This window comes from Pseudomonas marginalis, from assembly GCF_008692035.1.
Lineage (GTDB): Bacteria > Pseudomonadota > Gammaproteobacteria > Pseudomonadales > Pseudomonadaceae > Aquipseudomonas > Aquipseudomonas marginalis.
Genome location: NZ_VTFG01000007.1, coordinates 15,684 through 34,244, shown reverse-complemented (window position 1 = coordinate 34,244; position 18,561 = coordinate 15,684). Strand labels below are relative to the sequence as shown.

The window sequence follows — 18,561 nt, the reverse complement described above, 5'->3', positions numbered from 1 at the left end:
GCTCCCTCAGTGTTGTATCAGCGCAACCAGTTAGTCCGCGCCAACTCGATCACTTCATCTCCACGCCCACTCATCACCGCCTTGAGCATGTACAGGCTGAACCCCTTGGCCTGTTCCAGCTTGATGCTCGGCGGCATCACCAATTCCTGGGTGGCCGTCACCACATCCACCAGCACCGGGCCATTGTGGGCCAGGGCGCGGCGCAGGGCCGGTTCCAGGTCTTCGGATTGCTCCACGCGAATGCCGAGGATGCCCATGGCGTTGGACATGGCGGCGAAGTCCGGGTTTTTCAGCTCGGTGCCGGCATCCAGATAGCCCGCAGCCTTCATTTCCATGGCGACAAAGCCCAGGGACGAGTTATCGAACACGATGACTTTGACGGGCAGGTTCAACTGCGCCAGTGAAATGAAATCCCCCATCAGCATGGCAAACCCGCCGTCGCCGGACATTGAGATCACCTGGCGCCCAGGAAAGGCCGCCTGGGCACCGATCGCCTGGGGCATGGCATTGGCCATGGAGCCGTGGTTGAACGAACCGATCAGGCGACGCTTGCCATTCATCTTCAGGTAGCGCGCCGCCCACACGGTCGGCGAGCCCACGTCGGCGGTGAAGATTGCATCGTCGTCCGCCAGTTCGCTGAGCAGGCGCGCCACGTATTGCGGGTGGATCGGCCGGTTGGCCTTTGACGGTTGCGCCAGGTCGTCCAGGCCTTGGCGGGCTTTTTCGTAGTGCTTCAGCGAGGTCTCGAGGAAGCTGCGGTCGGTCTTGCGGGTCAGGCGCGGCAGCAGCGCGTCGAGGGTCTCGCTCACATCGGCAGCGATGCCCAGGTCCAGCGTGGCGCGACGGCCCAGGGCCTGCGGGTTGCGGTCGACCTGGATGATTTTGGCATCGGTGGGGTAGAACTGGCGGTACGGAAAGTCCGTGCCGAGCATGATCAGCGTGTCGCAGTCGAGCATGGCGTGGTAACCGGAGCTGAAGCCGATCAGGCCGGTCATGCCCACATCAAATGGGTTGTCCCATTCCACATGCTCCTTGCCGCGCAGGGCGTGCACCACCGGAGCCCCCAGCGTGTCGGCCAGGGCGACCACTTGATCGTGGGCACCGGCGCAGCCACTGCCGCACAGCAGGGTGACCTTCTTGCTGCTTTCAAGGATCTCGGTCAGTCGTTGCAGGTCCTGTTCCGCCGGCAGGGTACGCGGTGTGTGCAGGGCCGGCCAGGGCTTGAGCTTGTCTTCGACTTCCAGCAACGATACGTCCCCCGGAATCACCACCACCGCCACGCCGCGGTTGAGGATCGCCGAACGCATGGCGCGGTGCAGCACGTGCGGCATCTGTTCGGGGTTGGTGACCAGCTCGATAAAGTGGCTGCACTCCTTGAACAGTTCCTGGGGATGAGTCTCCTGGAAGTAATTCAGGCCGATCTCGGAGGAGGGGATTTGTGCGGCAATCGCCAGCACCGGCACATGGTTGCGATGGCAATCGAACAGGCCATTGATCAAGTGCAGGTTGCCCGGCCCGCAGCTGCCAGCGCATACGGTCAGTTCGCCAGTGGCTGCAGCTTCGGCACCGGCAGCGAAGGCGGCGACTTCTTCGTGACGTACATGCATCCACTCGATGCTGTCCATGGTACGCAGGGCGTCGGTGAGGCCGTTGAGGCTGTCGCCGGTCAGGCCCCAGATACGCTTGATGCCCGCCTGTTCAAGGGTGGTCGCCAATTGCTGGGCCAGGTTGATTTTCGCCATGAAGAACTCCAATCGTCAGTGAGGTTAAAAGCTGCTGATCAATAGGGGACAGTTCGATCACGGCGAATGCTCCGCTTTTAATGTGAAGATTGCGTCATGGTTGCGCGGTATTGCCGGGTGCGCCGAGCGATAAACCATTGGTCACACGCCAGCGCCAGCCATGGCACGACATTGGGTTTAGGCAGTCGGCCACGACTCAGGCGGCGCATCTGGTCCCGCACCACGGCCAGGGTGGCGAGGGCGGCCAAGGGTTTGCGTTTCCAACTGATCGGCTTGAGTTGCGGGTTGAGGTCGCGACCCTCGTGCCAGTGCTTGATCAGTTGCGGTTCCAGGGTCAGGGCGGTAGCGATGCCGGCCATGGCGATACCGCTGTCCAGCACTTGTTGCACGATGGGCAGGCGGCGAATGCCGCCGGTGACCATCAGCGGCATCTTGGCGATGGTCGCCAGTTCCTTGGCGAACTCCAGGAAATACGCTTCGCGGGCCAGGGTGCGGCCGTCCCGTGCTTCGCCTTGCATGGCCGGGGCTTCGTAGCTGCCGCCGGATAATTCCAGCAGGTCGATGGGCAGCGGGTTGAGCAGCTCGACCACGGCGCGCGCGTCGTTGGCGTCGAAGCCGCCGCGCTGGAAGTCGGCCGAGTTGAGTTTGACCGCCACACAGAATGAAGGACTGACGCTGGCACGCACGGCGTGGATCACTTCCAGCAGCAGGCGTGCGCGGTTTTCCAGGGGGCCGCCCCAACGGTCAGTGCGTTGGTTGCTGAGTGGGGAGAGAAACTGGCTGAGCAGGTAGCCGTGCGCGCCGTGGATCTGCACCCCGGTGAACCCGGCTTTCTCGGCCAGGCGTGCGCTGGTGGCGAAGCGTTTGATCACGTCTTGAATGTCGTCTTCGGTCATGGCCCTGGGCTTGGCGAACATCTTCGAAAAGCCGCCGAGGTCCAGTGCAATCGCGGAGGGCGCCAGGGCCTGCTGGCCGAGGTTGGCCATGGTCTGGCGACCCGGATGGCTGAGCTGTACCCAAAAGTGCACGCCCTTGTCGCGGGCCACGGCGGCCCACTCGCGAAAGCTGTCCAGGTGCTGTTCGTCTTCGAGGGCAACGCCGCCGGGACCGGTCATGGCGCGGCGGTCGATCATCACATTGCCGGTCAGCAGCAGGCCGGGCTCGCCGTCCGCCCAGGTCTTGTACAACTGCTTCAATTCGCGGGAGGGCGCCTGTTGCGCATCCGCCATGTTTTCTTCCATCGCCGCCTTGGCGATACGGTTGGCGAGGACCTGGCCATTGGGCAGTTGCAAGGGTTCAAAGGGTGACATGGGTTGACTCCTGAGCAGGGGAGGCCTCAGGCTAAGCTTAAAGTTAACTTTAATGTCAAGCAGGCGTTTTGATGAATATTGGAGAGCTGGCAAAACAGAGCGGGCTGGCGGCGTCGCGTATCCGCTTCTATGAAGCCGAAGGGCTGATCAGTCAGGTGGGGCGTCAGGCCAATGGCTATCGCCGTTATGCACCGGAGGCCTTGCAGACGCTGCGCTTGATTCAGAGCGCGCAGCAGGCCGGTTTCACCTTGCAGGAACTCAAGGCGCTGATGCCGGCCCCCGGCGAGCACAAGCGCGCCGAGCTGATCGAGGCGCTCGAGCGCAAGGTCGAGCAGATTGAAGCGATGCAGGCGCAACTGGCGCACAGCAAGGCGCAGTTAGTCGGGGTGATCGACGCGGTACGCGCGCAACCGGAAGGTGTGCCGTGTTCGATGGGGCAGAAGCAGGTGCTAGCGTCGATCAAGCTCAACTCATAAAAAAGCCCTGGCATGCCAAGGCTTTTTCATTTGTGCAGACTCAGCGACGACGGAACAGCGGCAGCGGTTCATCCGTTGCAGCCTGGTACGTCACCGAGAAGTCCTTGAGGCTTTCCAGTGCTTCGTACGGGTCTTTGTCGGCGCGCAAGGCGAAGGCATCGAACCCGCAACGGCGCAGGTAGAACAACTGGTCGCGCAGCACGTCGCCAATGGCCCGCAGCTCGCCTTTGTAACCGTAGCGGTCACGCAGCAGGCGTGCGTTGGAATAGTTGCGACCGTCGGTGAAGGCCGGGAAGTTCAGGGCGATGACCTGGAAGTGCTCCACGTCAGCGCCGATCTCTTCGGCTTCTTCATCGGCGTCCAGCCACACACCCAGGCCGCCGTCGCGGGCCTTGAGCGCGTGGCCGTGTTCGCGCCACAGCGCCAGCGGCACGATCAGGTCGTCGCAGTTGGAGATGCCGTCGAAGCTCGCATCCTTGGGCAGCAGGTGCCAGGTTTCGTCGAGGACTTCGTTGTTCTTAATGATTCGCTGCATAGACGCGCTCCTTGAACAGGTCAATGCCGATGCGCTGGTAGGTGTCGATGAAACGCTCATCTTCGGTGCGCTGTTCGATGTACACGTCGATCAGCTTGCCGATCACCTCGGGCATGGCTTCCTGGGCGAAGGACGGGCCGAGGATCTTGCCCAGGCTCGCATCGCGGCTGGCGCTGCCACCCAGGGACACTTGGTAGAATTCTTCGCCTTTCTTGTCCACGCCCAGGATGCCGATGTGGCCGACGTGGTGGTGACCACAGGCGTTCATGCAACCGGAGATGTTCAGGTCCAGCTCGCCGATGTCGAACAGGTAGTCCAGGTCGTCGAAACGGCGCTGGATCGATTCGGCGATCGGGATCGACTTGGCGTTGGCCAGGGAGCAGAAATCGCCGCCCGGGCAGCAGATGATGTCGGTCAGCAGGCCGATGTTCGGCGTGGCGAAACCGCCTTCGCGCAGTTCGCCCCACAGGGTGAACAGTTGGCTCTGCTCAACGTCCGCGAGGATGATGTTCTGCTCGTGGGAGGTGCGTAGTTGGCCAAAGCTGTAGCGCTCGGCCAGGTCGGCGACGGCGTCCAGCTGCTTGTCGGTGATGTCACCCGGTGCAACACCGGTCGGTTTCAGCGACAGGGTCACCGCCACATAGCCCGGCTTTTTGTGCGCCAGGGTGTTGCGGGTGCGCCAGCGGGCGAAGCCTGGGTGCTGCTGGTCGAGCGCTGCGAGCTCGGCATCCTGGTTGCCCAGGGCCTTGTACTCGGGATCGACGAAGTGCTTGGCCACACGGTGCACTTCGGCTTCGGTCAGGGTGGTCTGGCCGCCGCGCAGGTGCTCCATCTCGGCGTCGACTTTCTGGGCGAACACCTCAGGGGTCAGCGCCTTGACGAGGATCTTGATCCGCGCCTTGTATTTGTTGTCACGACGGCCGTAGCGGTTGTAGACGCGCAGGATGGCGTCGAGGTAGCTCAGCAGGTCCTGCCATGGCAGGAACTCGTTGATGAACGCACCCACCACCGGGGTACGGCCCAGGCCGCCACCCACCAGGACACGGAAACCCAGCTCGCCGGCCGCGTTGTACACCGGCTCCAGGCCGATATCGTGTACTTCGATGGCGGCACGGTCCGAGGTCGAGCCATTGATGGCGATCTTGAACTTGCGCGGCAGGTAGGCGAATTCGGGGTGGAAGGTGGTCCACTGGCGGACGATTTCACACCACGGGCGTGGGTCGATCAGCTCGTCGGCGGCAACCCCGGCGAATTGGTCGGTGGTCACGTTGCGCAGGCAGTTACCGCTGGTCTGGATGGCGTGCATCTGCACGGTGGCCAGTTCAGCCAGGATGTCCGGCACATCTTCCAGGGCCGGCCAGTTGAACTGCACGTTCTGGCGGGTACTGATGTGGGCATAGCCTTTGTCGAAGTCGCGGGCAATCTTGGCCATCATGCGGGTCTGGCGCGAAGTCAGTTGGCCATAAGGCACGGCCACCCGCAGCATCGGCGCAAAGCGCTGGACATAAAGGCCATTTTGCAGGCGCAGAGGGCGGAACTCTTCTTCGCTCAGTTCACCTGCTAGGTAGCGTCGGGTCTGATCACGGAACTGCTTGACGCGGTCCTCGATGATGCGCTGATCGTATTCGTCGTATACGTACATATAGGTCCTGTTCTCGGCAAATCTGCGCGCACGGCCGCGCACTCCCAACGGAGCCGGCGCACGATACCAGTTTGCGTTTATGCGCAAAAGTGATGTTTGAGTATATGCACATAACCAAAATGACTAATGAGAAGGGTTATCGTGATACCCACATTTGTCATGCGGGCAATCGTGAACTTTACTGTGAGCGTGTTTGAGTGCAATCACCTATAAAACCGACAAGAGGCGATGCAATGAGCAATCCGACCAAAGCCCGTAAACCTGACAGTACCGTTGATGCCTGGGCCATTCTGTTCCTGATCATTCTGGTGGTGGGAACGGCCGTATTCTGGGTCAGCCACCAATAAAGGACGTTGATTGAGCCTCGATTGGTTCAGGCATTGCCACTATCATGGCGGCCTATTTTCGAGGCTCAAGCATCCATGTTGAAGGTGTTGATTACGTGTGTCTGGTTGCTGGGATCGACGTGTGGGGCGATGGCTCATGCAACGTCGGTGGTGTTTCTCAATCCGGGCATGTCGACGGAAACCTTCTGGGTCAGCTATGCGCAATTCATGCAGGCCGCCGCCAAGGACCTCGGCCTGGACTTGCGCGTGCGTTATGGCGAGCGTGATGCCGGCAACACGCTGGCCCAGGCGCGTGAGGTGCTGCAAGGCAGCCAGCGGCCTGATTACCTGGTGCTGGTGAATGAGCAGTACGTTGCACCGCAGATCCTGCGCATGGCCGAGGGAAGTGGCGTCAAGCTGCTGCTGGTGAACAGCGCGCTGACCTCCGATCAGGCGCAATTGCTGGGAACCCGCCGTGGCATCCGTTTGATCGGCAGCCTGGTGGCTGACGATGAACAGGCTGGCTACCTGATGCTCCGTGATCTGTTGCGCCAGCACGGTCCGGTTGCGCCGGGCGAGCCCCTCGACCTGTTGGCGTTTTCCGGGACCAAGTCCACCCCGGGGGCGCAATTGCGTGAGCGCGGCATGCGTCGGGCGCTGGCCGAGCATCCCGAGGTGCGCCTGCGTCAGTTGGTCTACGGCGAATGGAACCGCGAACGCGCCTTCGAACAAGCGAAGCAACTGTTCAAGCGCTACCCGCAGACGGCGTTGGTGTGGTCGGCCAACGATCAGATGGCGCTGGGCGCCATGCAGGCGCTGCAGGGCAGTGGGCGGTTACCGGGCAGGGACGTGCTGTTCAGCGCGCTCAACAGCTCGCCGGAGATCCTGCAGGCACGCCTGGATGGACGCTTGTCGTCCCTGGTCGCCGGGCATTTCACCGTGGGCGGCTGGGCCATGGTGTTGGTCCATGACGATGCCAAGGGCCTGGACATTGGCGCCTATGGCGGACGCGACCGGCAGTTGGCGCTATTCCAATTGATCGATGCCGGCCAGGCGCGGCGCTTGTTGGGGCCGACACCCTCGGTGGATTTCCGCGCGTTGTCCGCCCAGGGCAAGTCCGTGTCCTACCGTTACCCGTTCAGCCTGCACCTGCTGTTGCGCTAGACGCCGGCCAGGTGCAGCACCAGCTTGACGATGCCGAACAGCGTCAAGGCGAACACCGCCGTGAACAGAATGCCCAGGATCACGAAGTGGCTGGGCTTGCCGTGGGTGAAGTCGCGGGCGCGATTCTTGCCGCTCTGCACGCCAAAGGCGGCGGCCATGACGCTGTGGAGCATCTGCCAGAAGGTCGGCGGCTTGTTGTTGACCGGATCGTCCATACATCCCTCGACACAAGGTGTGTGAGGGACAGCATAGACAATCCAGGCCGGCTTAGTTGTCGTAGCCCAGGTTCGGCGCCAGCCAGCGCTCGGTCACGGCCAGGTCCTGGCCCTTGCGCGCGGTGTAGCTGGTCACCTGGTCCTTGTCGACCTTGCCCACGGCAAAGTACTGCGCCTGCGGGTGGGCGAAGTACCAGCCGCTGACCGCCGCCGCCGGGAACATCGCGTAGTGCTCGGTGAGGAACACGCCGCTGCGCCCAGCGTGCATTTCGCGGGCCTCGGGGTCGAGCAGTTGGAACAACTGGGCTTTCTCGGTGTGGTCCGGGCACGCCGGGTAACCGGGGGCAGGGCGGATACCGCTGTACTGCTCCTTGATCAGCGCTTCGTTGTCCAGTTGCTCGTCCTTGGCGTAGCCCCAGTGTTCCTTGCGCACCTGCTGGTGCAGCCACTCGGCACAGGCCTCGGCCAGGCGGTCGGCCAGGGCCTTGACCATGATCGAGTTGTAGTCGTCGCCCGCGTCCTGGTAGGCCTTGGCCACTTCCTCGGCGCCGATGCCGGCGGTGGTGATGAAGCCCCCGATGTAGTCGGTCACGCCGCTGTCCTTGGGCGCGACGAAGTCGGCCAGGGAGAAGTTCGGCTTGCCGTCGGTCTTGATGATCTGCTGGCGCAGGTGGTGCAGCCTGGCAATCGGCTGGCCGTCTTCACCGTAGACTTCCAGGTCATCGTCCTGCACCTGGTTGGTCGGCCAGAAACCGAACACCGCGCGGGCGCTGATGAGTTTTTCGTCGATCAGTTTCCTGAGCATTTCCTGTGCGTCGGCGTACAGCGCGGTGGCGGCTTCACCCACCACTTCATCGGTCAGGATGCGCGGGAACTTGCCGGCCAGGTCCCAGGAGATAAAGAACGGGGTCCAATCGATGTACTCGGCCAGGACGTTGAGGTCGATATTGTCCAGCACCCTGGAACCGGTGAAGGTGGGCTTGACCGGCGTGTAGCTGTTCCAGTCGAACTGCGGCTTCTTGGCGATGGCCGCCGGGTAGCTCAGGCGCTCGGTGCGCGCGCTGCGGTTGGAGGTGCGTTCACGCACGTCGATGTATTCCAGGCGGGTCTTCTCGACGAAGCCGGCCTTCAATTCCTTGGACAGCAACTGCGTGGCCACGCCCACCGCACGGGAGGCGTCGGTGACGTAGATCACCGCGTCGTTGCTGTACTTGGGCTCGATCTTCACCGCCGTGTGCGCCTTGGAGGTGGTCGCGCCGCCGATCATCAGCGGCAGGTGGAAGTCCTGGCGCTGCATCTCGCGGGCCACATGCACCATCTCGTCCAGGGACGGCGTGATCAGGCCGGACAGCCCGATAATGTCGCACTTCTGCTCCTTGGCCACCTGCAGGATCTTCTCCGCCGGCACCATCACGCCGAGGTCGACGATGTCATAGCCGTTGCAGCCGAGTACCACGCCGACGATGTTCTTGCCGATGTCATGCACGTCGCCCTTCACCGTGGCCATCAGGATCTTGCCCTTGGCTTCCGGCTTGTCGCCTTTTTCCAGCTCGATGAACGGGATCAAGTGGGCCACGGCCTGCTTCATCACGCGGGCGGATTTCACCACCTGGGGCAGGAACATCTTGCCGGCGCCGAACAGGTCGCCAACGATGTTCATGCCGGACATCAGCGGGCCTTCGATCACTTCGATCGGGCGGGCGAACGACTGCCGCGATTCTTCGGTGTCTTCGACGATGTGGGTGGTGATGCCCTTGACCAGCGCGTGTTCCAGGCGCTTGTTGACCGGCCAGCCGCGCCACTCTTCGGTCTCGGCTTCTTTTACGCTGCCGTCGCCCTTGTACTTGTCGGCGATGGCGAGGAGGGCGTCGGTGCCTTCCGGGGTGCGGTTGAGCACCACGTCTTCCACGGCATCGCGCAGCTCGGCCGGGATCTGGTCATAGATCTCCAGCTGGCCGGCGTTGACGATGCCCATGGTCAGGCCGTTGCGGATCGCATACAGCAGGAACACCGAGTGGATCGCCTCCCGCACCGGGTTGTTGCCGCGGAACGAGAACGACACGTTGGACACGCCACCGGAGGTCAGCGCATACGGCAGCTCGTCGCGGATATAGGCACAGGCGTTGATGAAATCGACGGCGTAGTTGTTGTGCTCTTCGATGCCGGTGGCGACTGCGAAGATGTTCGGGTCGAAGATGATGTCTTCCGGTGGGAAGCCGACTTCATCCACCAGGATGTCGTAGGAGCGCTTGCAGATTTCCTTCTTGCGCGCTTCGGTGTCGGCCTGGCCGGCCTCGTCGAAGGCCATCACCACCACGGCGGCGCCGTAGCGCTTGCACAGCTTGGCGTGATGAATGAACTGCTCGACGCCTTCCTTCATGCTGATGGAGTTGACGATGCCCTTGCCCTGGATGCACTTGAGGCCGGCTTCGATCACTTCCCACTTGGAGGAGTCGATCATGATCGGTACGCGGGAGATGTCCGGCTCGCCGGCAATCAGATTGAGGAAGGTCACCATGGCCTTCTTCGAATCGAGCATGCCCTCGTCCATGTTGATGTCGATCACCTGGGCGCCGGCTTCCACCTGTTGCAGGGCGACTTCCAGGGCTTCGGTGTAGTTGTCCTCGCGGATCAGGCGGGCGAAACGCGCAGAACCGGTGATGTTGGTGCGCTCGCCGACGTTGACGAACAACGAGCTGCGATCAATGGTGAACGGCTCCAGGCCCGACAGGCGGCAAGCCTTGGGGATGTCCGGGATGGTGCGCGGCGCGTAGCCGGCCACGGCCTTGGCGATGGCTTCGATATGGCCCGGGGTGGTGCCGCAGCAGCCGCCGACGATATTGAGGAAGCCGCTCTGGGCGAACTCTTCGATGACCTTGGCGGTTTCCGACGGCAATTCGTCGTACTCGCCGAATTCATTGGGCAGGCCGGCGTTGGGGTGCGCGGACACATGGGTGTTGGCTTTGTTGGACAGCTCTTCCAGGTACGGGCGCAGCTCGCTGGCGCCGAGGGCGCAGTTCAGGCCCACGGAAATCGGCTTGGCGTGGGCCACCGAGTTCCAGAAGGCTTCGGTGGTCTGGCCCGACAGGGTGCGGCCGGAGGCGTCGGTGATGGTGCCGGAGATCATGATCGGCAATTCGATACCGAGTGCTTCGAACACACCCTGCACGGCGAAGATCGCGGCCTTGGCGTTGAGGGTGTCGAAGATGGTCTCGATCAGGATCAGGTCGGCGCCGCCTTCGATCAGGCCCTTGGTGGCCTCGGTGTAGTTCTCCACCAGTTCATCGAAGGTGACGTTGCGGTAGCCGGGGTTGTTCACATCGGGCGACAGCGAGCAGGTGCGGCTGGTCGGGCCGAGGACGCCGGCGACGAAACGCGGCTTGGCCGGGTTCTCGGCGGTCTTGGCATCGGCGATCCTGCGCGCCAGGCGTGCGCCTTCGACGTTCAGTTCATAGGCCAGTTCTTCCATGCCGTAGTCGGCCATGGAGATGCGGGTGGCGTTGAAGGTGTTGGTTTCGAGGATGTCCGCACCGGCATCCAGGTAGGCCTTCTCGATCCCGCCGATCACGTCCGGGCGGGTGAGCACCAGCAGGTCGTTGTTGCCCTTGACGTCGCTCGGCCAGTCGGCGAAGCGTTTGCCGCGGTAGTCGTGTTCTTCCAGTTTATAGCTCTGGATCATCGTGCCCATGCCGCCGTCGAGGATCAGGATGCGTTCCTTGAGGGCGTGGTGAAGGGCTTGCAGACGAGCGCTACGATCGGACATGGGACTACTCTGGTCAGGCATTACGGAGGGCGTGGATCATAACAAACCTGTGCGGATTTGCGGCATGCCGGGGTTTTGCATGAATATCGCTCATGTTGAGCGGGTGCATGGCCCGGTAGAATCACCGCCACTTTAAACCGCACGCATTGAATCGGGACCGGATACATGTCACTTCGTCTTATCGTCAGCGCCGTCCTGGCATTGATAGCCAGCAGCGCTCTGGCAGAAGGTCCCGCTCCGGCGATCTCGTATACCCGCGACATCCAGCCGATCTTCACCGAGAAATGCGTGGCCTGCCATGCGTGCTATGACTCCGCGTGCCAGCTCAACCTGGGCAGTGCCGAGGGCGCGGCGCGCGGTGCGACCAAAGTGCCGGTCTACGACGGCGAGCGCAGCCAGGCCACACCCACCACGCGCTTGTTCTATGACGCCTTCGGCAAGCAGGCCTGGCAGCAGAAGGGCTTTTATTCGGTACTCGACGCCCAGGGCAGCCAGGCCGCGTTGATGGCGCGCATGCTGGAGCTGGGGCATACCGCAGCGCTGAAGCCCAATGCCAGGTTGCCCGAAGAGATCGTATTGGGCCTGAACCGCGAAAACATGTGCGCCACACCCGGCGAGTTCAACGCCTATGCCGGTGCTCATCCCAAGGAGGGCATGCCGTTGGCGGTCACCGGCCTGAGCGACCAGCAGTACCAGACCCTTCAGCGCTGGCTGGCCTCCGGTGCACCGATTGACCAGCAGGGCGTGGCCCCCAGCGCCCGTGAAGCCGCACAGGTGCTGCAATGGGAGAACCTGCTCAACGCCCCCGGCGCACGGGAAAGCCTGGTGGCCCGTTGGTTGTTCGAGCATCTGTTCATTGCGCATCTGTATTTCGAAGACGGTGAGCCTGGGCATTTCTTCCAGTGGGTGCGCTCGCGTACCCCCAGCGGCCAGCCGATTGACCTGATCAATACCCGCCGCCCCAATGACGATCCCGGCACCCGCGTGTACTACCGTCTGTGGCCGGTGGAAGGGGTGATCGTCCACAAGACCCATATCACCTACCCCCTCAGCGCGGAAAAAATGGCGCGGGTCAAAGCCCTGTTCTACAGCGGCGACTGGCAGGTCAGCGCCTTGCCCGGCTACGGTCCCGGCCGGCGGGCCAACCCTTTCGAGACGTTCGAGGCGATTCCGGCCCAGGCGCGTTACCAGTTCATGCTGGATAACGCCGAATACTTTGTGCGCACGTTTATTCGCGGGCCGGTGTGCCGCGGGCAAATTGCCACGGACGTGATCCGCGACAATTTCTGGGCGTTGTTCCAGGCGCCCGACCACGACCTGTACATCACCGATGCCCGCTATCGCGGCCAGGCCACGCCGTTGCTGGCGATGCCAGGGCAGAATGACGACGTGGGCAGTGTGCTCAGCCTGTGGCTCGAATACCGCGATAAGCGCAACCAGTACGAAGCCCTGCGGCGAGACAGCTATGCCGAGCTGCCGGCGCCCAGTTGGTCGACCTTGTGGGCCGGCAATGACAATGCCCTGCTAAGCATCTTCCGCCACTTCGACAGCGCCTCGGTCAATAAGGGCCTGATCGGTGAAGTCCCGCAGACACTGTGGTTGTTCGACTATCCGTTGCTCGAACGCACCTACTACCAACTGGTGGTCAATTTCGATGTGTTCGGCAACGTATCGCACCAGGCCCAGACCCGGCTGTACTTCGACCTGATCCGCAACGGTGCCGAGCAGAACTTCCTGCGCCTGATGCCGGCCAATAGCCGCGATGCCTTTATGGATGATTGGTACCAGAACAGCGGCAAGATCAAGCTGTGGCTGGATTACGAAGCCATCGACGACGACACGCCTACCGCCTTGCACCTGGATAAAAAGGACCCCAAGCGCGACTTCGCCAACCAGTTGCTTGCCCGCTACGGTGACCTGAATGCCAGCCCGGATCCGATCAACCGTTGCGGGGGCGCGTTTTGTTCGCGCGACGGTATCGACCCGGCGCTGCAGGACGCCGAACAGGCGCTCAGCCGCCTGACTTCACGCCCGGCGGCGGGGCTCAAGGTGATTGACCAGTTACCTGAAGCGACGATGCTGCGCGTCGAAACCGCCCGCGGTAAGCGCGTGGTCTACAGCCTGCTGCGCAATCGCGCCCACAGTAACGTGGCATTTCTGCTGGGTGAGGCTTATCGCTATCAGCCGGGCCTGGACACGCTGACCCTTTACCCTGGAGTGCTCAGCAGTTACCCGAACTTCATGTTCAACATCCCTGCCCAGGAGGTGCCCGAATTCGTCGCCGAAATGGAGCGGGCCAAGGACGCCAATCGCTTTGAGAAAATTGTCGACCGCTGGGGTGTGCGCCGCAGCCACCCGTTGTTCTGGCAGTATTTCCACGATTTGTCCCAGTACATCCGCGAGACGACGCCGGTGGAAGAAGGGGTGCTGGATATGAACCGTTATGAAAACCTCTGACAGAGGCGAACGTCTTTTCCGACAAAATTACTCGGACTTTGTACCTGCGTAATATTTTGGCGTAAACTGCCGGCAAGCCTGTGAGGAGTTTCCATGACTGCCATAACCATTACCGACGCCGCCCACGATTACCTGGCTGACCTGCTGTCCAAGCAGAACACCCCGGGAATCGGCATCCGCGTCTTTATCACCCAGCCTGGCACCCAGTACGCCGAGACGTGCATCGCCTACTGCAAGCCCGGTGAAGAGAAACCTGAAGACACCGCCCTGGGGCTGAAAAGCTTCACCGCGTATATCGACAATTTCAGCGAAGCCTTCCTGGACGATGCCGTGGTCGACTACGCCACCGACCGCATGGGCGGCCAATTGACCATCAAGGCGCCCAACGCCAAGGTGCCTAATGTCAATGCCGACAGCCCGGTCAACGAGCGCATCAACTACTACCTGCAAACCGAGATCAACCCGGGGCTCGCGAGCCACGGCGGTCAGGTCAGCCTGATCGACGTCGTCGATGACGGCATTGCCGTATTGAAGTTCGGCGGCGGCTGCCAGGGCTGCGGCCAGGCAGACGTGACCCTGCGCGAGGGCATCGAGCGGACCTTGCTCGAGCGTATTCCGGAGCTCAAGGGCGTCCGTGACGTGACAGACCACACGCAGAAAGAAAACGCCTACTACTGAGTAAGGCGTTCACTGCGAACAAAAAACGGCGCCCGTGAGCGCCGTTTTTTATTATTAAAATTCAAGCAGTTATGCCATCTATCTAACAAGTAGGATTAAGTGTGGGAGGGGGCTTGCTCCCGATAGCGGTGCCTCAGTCGACTCATGAGCAGGCTGACACACCGTCATCGGGGGCCAGCCCCCTCCCACATTTTTTTGCATTTATTCAGTTAAATCAGCGTGTTGCTGATGATTTGTGAATTAAAAAATCAATTTCGAATGTTGACTCTATCTCCCTGACAAGTAAGGTCAAATGTGGGAGGGGGCTTGCCCCCGATAGCGGTGCCTCAGTCGACTCATGAGCAGGCTGACACACCGCCATCGGGGGCAAGCCCCGTCCCACATTTTTTTGTGTTTAGCTATTAAAATCAATGGATTGCTTTGATTTTTTAAAGTAAATAATCAAGGCCGATAAAGGTGCGCATGCCCCGCCCGATACAACGACGACTCACTGAAACTGTCACTCGCCAGTACTCGCCCCACCACAATCAACGCCGTACGCCGAAAGCCCTTGGCGGCGACTTTGTCGGCAATATCGCTGAGCGTGCCGACCGCCCAATCCTGATCCGGCCATGTCGCCCGGTGCACCACGGCAATCGGGCAGTCCGCGCCATAGTGCGGCAGCAGTTCGGCGACGATCTTCTCCAAATGGTTGACCCCCAGATGAATCGCCATGGTGGTGCCATGGCGGGCCAGGCTGTCGAAGTCCTCTCCGGCCGGCATGCGGGTTTTATCGGCGTAGCGGGTCAGGATCACGCTTTGGGCGATGTCCGGCAGGGTCAGTTCGGTCTCCAGCAACGCTGCGCAGGCGGCCACCGCCGTGACGCCGGGAATGATCTGAAAGGGGATGCCCAACTCACGCAAATAACGGATCTGCTCGCCAATCGCGCCATACAGGCTCGGATCGCCGGAGTGCACCCGTGCCACGTCTTGGCCATTAGCGTGGGCGGTCTTGATCAGTTCGATAATCTGTTCCAGGTGCAGTTCAGCGCTGTTGACCACTTGTTGCGCCTGATGACCTTCCAGCACCGCCGCCGGCACCAGTGAGCCGGCATAGATGATCACCGGGCAACTGCGGATCAGGCGTTGGCCTTTGACGGTGATCAATTCCGGATCGCCGGGGCCGGCGCCGATGAAGTAGACGGTCATGGAGAATTCCTGTGGAAAAACGGGCGAGCATGAAGATTGCTCATGATCGGGAAGGGCGATTATCGGGATTTTAGCCGGCGCAGGCCAATGCAAAGGTGGCCTGGGCGGTTTTCTGGCGGGTGATCAACAAGCGGGCAGGGCCGCCGCAGAGCTGTTCGGCCAGGGCCAGGGCGGCACTTTCGGCGACGCCGTAACAGCCGGTATGGGCAAACGCGACCGCCGATTTGTGGCTCAGCCGGGCTTCGTAAACGGCCAGTTGCCCGGCGCTGAAGCACTGCAAGGGCAGGTCGAGCAGTCGGGCCAGGGCGAGTAACCCTGGCTCGTTCTGTTTACGGTCGATGCTGGCCAGTGCGGTGACACGCTGGCGCTCGACCCCGCCCTCGGCCAGGGCGCTGTCGAACAGGCCCAGCAGGGTGTCTACATCACAACCCCGCTGGCAACCCAGGCCGACCACCAGGGTCATGCCGAGTATTGATCGTCGCGGTTGCGGCGGAACAGCCAGGCGCTGATCAGGCCCAGGGCCAGCCAGAACACCACGTTGGTCAACTGCGAAGCGATCTTGAACTGCGCTTCGAGGGCTTCCGGCGCCAGCATCGAATGGGTTTCCGGCTGCGGTGCACCGATCACATGCGGCACCACGAGGATCGCCGCGCCCAAGACTTTCAGCAGCCAGTTGCGACCAAACACGATCAGCGCAATCCCGGCCGCCGTGGAAGCAGCAGTGCCGATCCACCAGATCTGCCGTTGTGCCAGGTCGGCGGCGGCAGTGCCCGGCAGCTCCGGCGGCAGGCCCAGGGTGGGCGCCAGCACAAAAGTCGCGTAGCCGGCCAGGCCCCACAGCAAGCCTTGGGCCGTGCGGGTCGGTGCGCGCAGGGTGTAGAGGCCGGCCAGCATCAGGGCGAAGCCGACGGCCACCACCAGGTTGCCGCCGGTGGTCGACAGCACACGCTGCCAGCCGTCTTCGGGCTCCCAGGCTTCGGCGTCGTGGGAGTGTGCAGCGGCGCCAGCGGCGTGCTCGTGCACGACTTCGGTCGCGGCCGGGGCTTTTTCAAAGGTTTCCGCCTGCAGAATCAGCGGAGCGACCCAGAAGCTTTGCAGCAGGGTCAGCAGCAGGGCGGCCAGCAAGCCGGTGAACCCTGCGGTTTGCGCAATACGCTTGATCATGTCGGCAGGCCTCAGTGGCACGGGAACGCGGCGCTGTGGCGGGTATCGTGGGCCGCGTTGTGCACCGCCTCGATATGGGAGAAACCGGCGAAATACACCAGGCACGCGCCAAGGATCGACGCGCCGATGGCGGCGGTCAGGCGTTGGCTGAGGGTGGCGGAGCTGCTGGCGGTGTGCGAGGTGCTGCTGATGATCGACATGGCGCGTCCCTTTCAGGTGTCAGGGTGACACGAGCGCATGCAAACCCCGCGAGCCAGGCACGCAGGGTTTTAACAGCGCCCGCCCACCGCGGGTTTGTTATTCGATGTTATTCGGGCCGGTCTCCGGGCTTGCGAGGGACACTGGGTCTATAAAGCGTCGCCTTCCCATGCCGTACAGGCACAGTGGATCTGACGCTTCACTCGCTTACCGTTGCGGGGGCAGCACCGGACTTGTCATGACGCCATGACTCACCGGTTTCCCGTTTCACCCTGTGAAGGGCACCCGAAACAAGATGTGTAGGAGAGCATGGGCCGGGGACGGTAGTCAAATGCGGCGAGCCCCTGTAGCCTTGCACCCTCGAGGTTCTTCGGCCCAGGCCGAAGCTAAGAAGGGAACGCGGTCCAAGCCGCGGCTGCCCCCGCAACTGTGAAGGGTTTATCTGACTGCCACGCCACTGCCACTGCGGCGGGAAGGCGCAGTCGGCGCCGGTCGCAAGACCCGCAAGCCCCAAGCCAGGAGACCTGCCTCGCCACCGATTTTCCAATTCAACCGGGCGGGGTGATCCGGTGACGAAATCTGCTGCTGCGCGCCGCCGCAGGGCCTATCGTCCCGTATGCCCGCCCCAAAGGGCATCCGATGAAAACACTGGCCAAACTTCCCGTCACCATCGTTACCGGCTTCCTCGGCTCGGGCAAGACCACCTTGCTGCGCCATATGCTCGACAACGCCCAGGGCCGTCGTATTGCGGTGATCGTCAACGAATTCGGCGAGCTGGGCATCGACGGTGAGATCCTCAAGCAGTGCGCCATCGGTTGCATCGAAGAAGAGGCCAACGGTCGCGTGTACGAGCTGGCCAACGGCTGCCTGTGCTGCACGGTGCAGGAAGAGTTCTTCCCGGTGATGCGCGAACTGGTCGCCCGTCGCGGCGACCTCGACCATATCCTTATCGAAACCTCGGGCCTGGCCCTGCCAAAACCCTTGGTGCAGGCATTCCAGTGGCCGGAAATCCGCAGCGCCTGCACGGTTGATGCGGTCATCACCGTGGTCGACAGCCCGGCCGTGGCCGCCGGCACCTTTGCCGCGTTCCCGGATCAGGTCGACGCCCAGCGCAAGCTCGACCCGAACCTGGACCATGAATCGCCGCTGCACGAGCTGTTTGCCGACCAACTGGCCAGCGCCGACCTGGTGATCCTCAATAAATCCGACCTGATCAGCGCCGAGGACCTGGCCCGTGTGCGCCTGGAAGTCGCCGAAGAACTGCCACCAGCGGTGAAGATCATCGAAGCCAGCAGCGGTCGCCTGCCGTTGGACGTATTGATCGGCCTGGGCGCGGGGTCCGAAGAACATATCGACGCTCGCCATAGCCACCACGATCATCACCACGAAGGTGAAGACGAGCATGATCACGACGCCTTCGATTCCATCTCCATCGACCTGCCCCAAGCCGACGAAGCGCTGCTGCTCGACGCCCTGAACCAATTGGTGGTTCAGCACGGCATCCTGCGGGTCAAGGGCTTCGCCGCCATCCCGAACAAGCCGATGCGCCTGCTGATCCAGGGTGTGGGTACGCGTTTCGACAAGCACTTCGACCGTGCCTGGGGCGCCGACGAAGCGCGCATCACGCGGCTGGTGCTGATCGGCCAGGAGCTGGACGCGGCGGGCCTCGAAGCGCAACTGCGCGCTGCCCTCAGCGTTTAACC

Annotated in this window: 15 protein-coding genes and 2 riboswitches; of the genes, 5 read left to right on the top strand and 10 right to left on the bottom strand. The window is 62.3% G+C overall.

Annotated features, from left to right (window positions below; translation table 11 throughout):
* Positions 1–17: 17 nt before the first annotated feature.
* Positions 18–1,742 (bottom strand): ubiquinone-dependent pyruvate dehydrogenase, encoded by a 1,725-nt coding sequence (poxB, locus tag FX984_RS32330; RefSeq protein WP_092357801.1) that lies wholly within the window; start codon positions 1,740–1,742, stop codon positions 18–20.
* A gap of 77 nt (positions 1,743–1,819) precedes the next feature.
* A complete protein-coding gene (locus tag FX984_RS32325; protein WP_092357803.1) occupies positions 1,820–3,052 on the bottom strand; it encodes an NADH:flavin oxidoreductase/NADH oxidase family protein in 1,233 nt (410 codons plus the stop codon).
* Positions 3,053–3,123: 71 nt separating this feature from the next.
* Between FX984_RS32325 and FX984_RS32320 the strand changes: the two genes are divergently transcribed.
* The gene (locus FX984_RS32320) at positions 3,124–3,528 is read left to right on the top strand and encodes a MerR family transcriptional regulator (RefSeq protein WP_027606485.1); all 405 of its coding nucleotides are present in this window, start codon (positions 3,124–3,126) and stop codon (positions 3,526–3,528) included.
* A 40-nt stretch (positions 3,529–3,568) separates the two neighbouring features.
* Here the strand turns inward: FX984_RS32320 and FX984_RS32315 are convergent, their stop codons facing one another.
* Positions 3,569–4,063 carry a DUF934 domain-containing protein gene (locus FX984_RS32315; protein WP_003235539.1) on the bottom strand — a complete coding sequence of 165 codons (495 nt, stop codon included), beginning with the start codon at positions 4,061–4,063 and terminating at the stop codon, positions 3,569–3,571.
* Entirely contained in the window at positions 4,047–5,705 is a 1,659-nt protein-coding gene (locus tag FX984_RS32310) for a nitrite/sulfite reductase (protein ID WP_027606484.1), read from the bottom strand. The genes FX984_RS32315 and FX984_RS32310 overlap by 17 nt, the downstream gene beginning before the upstream one ends.
* A 422-nt stretch (positions 5,706–6,127) precedes the next feature.
* On the opposite strand from FX984_RS32310, the gene FX984_RS32305 reads away from it, so the two are divergent.
* Positions 6,128–7,195 carry an ABC transporter substrate-binding protein gene (locus FX984_RS32305; RefSeq protein WP_146477898.1) on the top strand — a complete coding sequence of 356 codons (1,068 nt, stop codon included), beginning with the start codon at positions 6,128–6,130 and terminating at the stop codon, positions 7,193–7,195.
* On the opposite strand, the gene FX984_RS32300 is transcribed toward FX984_RS32305, so the two are convergent.
* Together FX984_RS32300 and metH are read right to left on the bottom strand one after the other, a co-directional pair.
* Entirely contained in the window at positions 7,192–7,410 is a 219-nt protein-coding gene (locus tag FX984_RS32300; RefSeq protein WP_027606482.1) for a DUF2970 domain-containing protein, read from the bottom strand. The genes FX984_RS32305 and FX984_RS32300 overlap by 4 nt on opposite strands.
* 52 nt (positions 7,411–7,462) lie before the next feature.
* Entirely contained in the window at positions 7,463–11,173 is a 3,711-nt protein-coding gene (gene metH, locus FX984_RS32295) for a methionine synthase (RefSeq protein ID WP_146477900.1), read from the bottom strand.
* Between the two features lie 165 nt (positions 11,174–11,338).
* On the opposite strand from metH, the gene FX984_RS32290 reads away from it, so the two are divergent.
* Positions 11,339–13,630, top strand: a complete 2,292-nt coding sequence (locus FX984_RS32290) for a fatty acid cis/trans isomerase (protein ID WP_146477902.1) — start codon at positions 11,339–11,341, stop codon at positions 13,628–13,630.
* A 93-nt stretch (positions 13,631–13,723) separates the two neighbouring features.
* Positions 13,724–14,308, top strand: coding sequence for a Fe-S biogenesis protein NfuA (nfuA, locus tag FX984_RS32285; protein WP_027606479.1), 585 nt, complete (start codon positions 13,724–13,726; stop codon positions 14,306–14,308).
* Positions 14,309–14,749: 441 nt separating this feature from the next.
* Here the strand turns inward: nfuA and cobM are convergent, their stop codons facing one another.
* The 4 genes from cobM to FX984_RS32265 form a co-directional block, all read right to left on the bottom strand.
* Positions 14,750–15,496 carry a precorrin-4 C(11)-methyltransferase gene (gene cobM / locus FX984_RS32280; RefSeq protein WP_092357809.1) on the bottom strand — a complete coding sequence of 249 codons (747 nt, stop codon included), beginning with the start codon at positions 15,494–15,496 and terminating at the stop codon, positions 14,750–14,752.
* 70 nt (positions 15,497–15,566) lie between these two features.
* The gene (locus FX984_RS32275) at positions 15,567–15,959 is read right to left on the bottom strand and encodes a cobalamin biosynthesis protein (RefSeq protein ID WP_027606477.1); all 393 of its coding nucleotides are present in this window, start codon (positions 15,957–15,959) and stop codon (positions 15,567–15,569) included.
* Entirely contained in the window at positions 15,956–16,660 is a 705-nt protein-coding gene (locus FX984_RS32270) for a CbtA family protein (RefSeq protein WP_146477904.1), read from the bottom strand. Before FX984_RS32270 ends, FX984_RS32275 begins: the two co-directional genes overlap by 4 nt.
* Before the next feature lie 11 nt (positions 16,661–16,671).
* Positions 16,672–16,860, bottom strand: coding sequence for a CbtB domain-containing protein (locus FX984_RS32265; protein WP_027606475.1), 189 nt, complete (start codon positions 16,858–16,860; stop codon positions 16,672–16,674).
* Between the two features lie 97 nt (positions 16,861–16,957).
* A riboswitch (cobalamin riboswitch) is annotated at positions 16,958–17,162 on the bottom strand.
* 42 nt (positions 17,163–17,204) lie between these two features.
* A riboswitch (cobalamin riboswitch) is annotated at positions 17,205–17,404 on the top strand.
* Positions 17,405–17,497: 93 nt separating this feature from the next.
* On the opposite strand from FX984_RS32265, the gene cobW reads away from it, so the two are divergent.
* Positions 17,498–18,559 carry a cobalamin biosynthesis protein CobW gene (gene cobW / locus FX984_RS32260; RefSeq protein WP_146477906.1) on the top strand — a complete coding sequence of 354 codons (1,062 nt, stop codon included), beginning with the start codon at positions 17,498–17,500 and terminating at the stop codon, positions 18,557–18,559.
* Positions 18,560–18,561 lie beyond the last annotated feature (2 nt).

Bases quoted from the DNA above. Each gene is read 5' to 3' on its own strand.
- metH (WP_146477900.1), bottom strand. From the start codon at position 11,173: ATGTCCGATCGTAGCGCTCGTCTGCAAGCCCTTCACCACGCCCTCAAG.
- FX984_RS32315 (WP_003235539.1), bottom strand. From the start codon at position 4,063: ATGCAGCGAATCATTAAGAACAACGAAGTCCTCGACGAAACCTGGCAC.
- FX984_RS32325 (WP_092357803.1), bottom strand. From the start codon at position 3,052: ATGTCACCCTTTGAACCCTTGCAACTGCCCAATGGCCAGGTCCTCGCC.
- FX984_RS32310 (WP_027606484.1), bottom strand. From the start codon at position 5,705: ATGTACGTATACGACGAATACGATCAGCGCATCATCGAGGACCGCGTC.
- FX984_RS32270 (WP_146477904.1), bottom strand. From the start codon at position 16,660: ATGATCAAGCGTATTGCGCAAACCGCAGGGTTCACCGGCTTGCTGGCC.
- poxB (WP_092357801.1), bottom strand. From the start codon at position 1,742: ATGGCGAAAATCAACCTGGCCCAGCAATTGGCGACCACCCTTGAACAG.
- FX984_RS32290 (WP_146477902.1), top strand. From the start codon at position 11,339: ATGTCACTTCGTCTTATCGTCAGCGCCGTCCTGGCATTGATAGCCAGC.
- FX984_RS32305 (WP_146477898.1), top strand. From the start codon at position 6,128: ATGTTGAAGGTGTTGATTACGTGTGTCTGGTTGCTGGGATCGACGTGT.
- FX984_RS32320 (WP_027606485.1), top strand. From the start codon at position 3,124: ATGAATATTGGAGAGCTGGCAAAACAGAGCGGGCTGGCGGCGTCGCGT.
- cobM (WP_092357809.1), bottom strand. From the start codon at position 15,496: ATGACCGTCTACTTCATCGGCGCCGGCCCCGGCGATCCGGAATTGATC.
- FX984_RS32275 (WP_027606477.1), bottom strand. From the start codon at position 15,959: ATGACCCTGGTGGTCGGCCTGGGTTGCCAGCGGGGTTGTGATGTAGAC.
- FX984_RS32265 (WP_027606475.1), bottom strand. From the start codon at position 16,860: ATGTCGATCATCAGCAGCACCTCGCACACCGCCAGCAGCTCCGCCACC.
- FX984_RS32300 (WP_027606482.1), bottom strand. From the start codon at position 7,410: ATGGACGATCCGGTCAACAACAAGCCGCCGACCTTCTGGCAGATGCTC.
- cobW (WP_146477906.1), top strand. From the start codon at position 17,498: ATGAAAACACTGGCCAAACTTCCCGTCACCATCGTTACCGGCTTCCTC.
- nfuA (WP_027606479.1), top strand. From the start codon at position 13,724: ATGACTGCCATAACCATTACCGACGCCGCCCACGATTACCTGGCTGAC.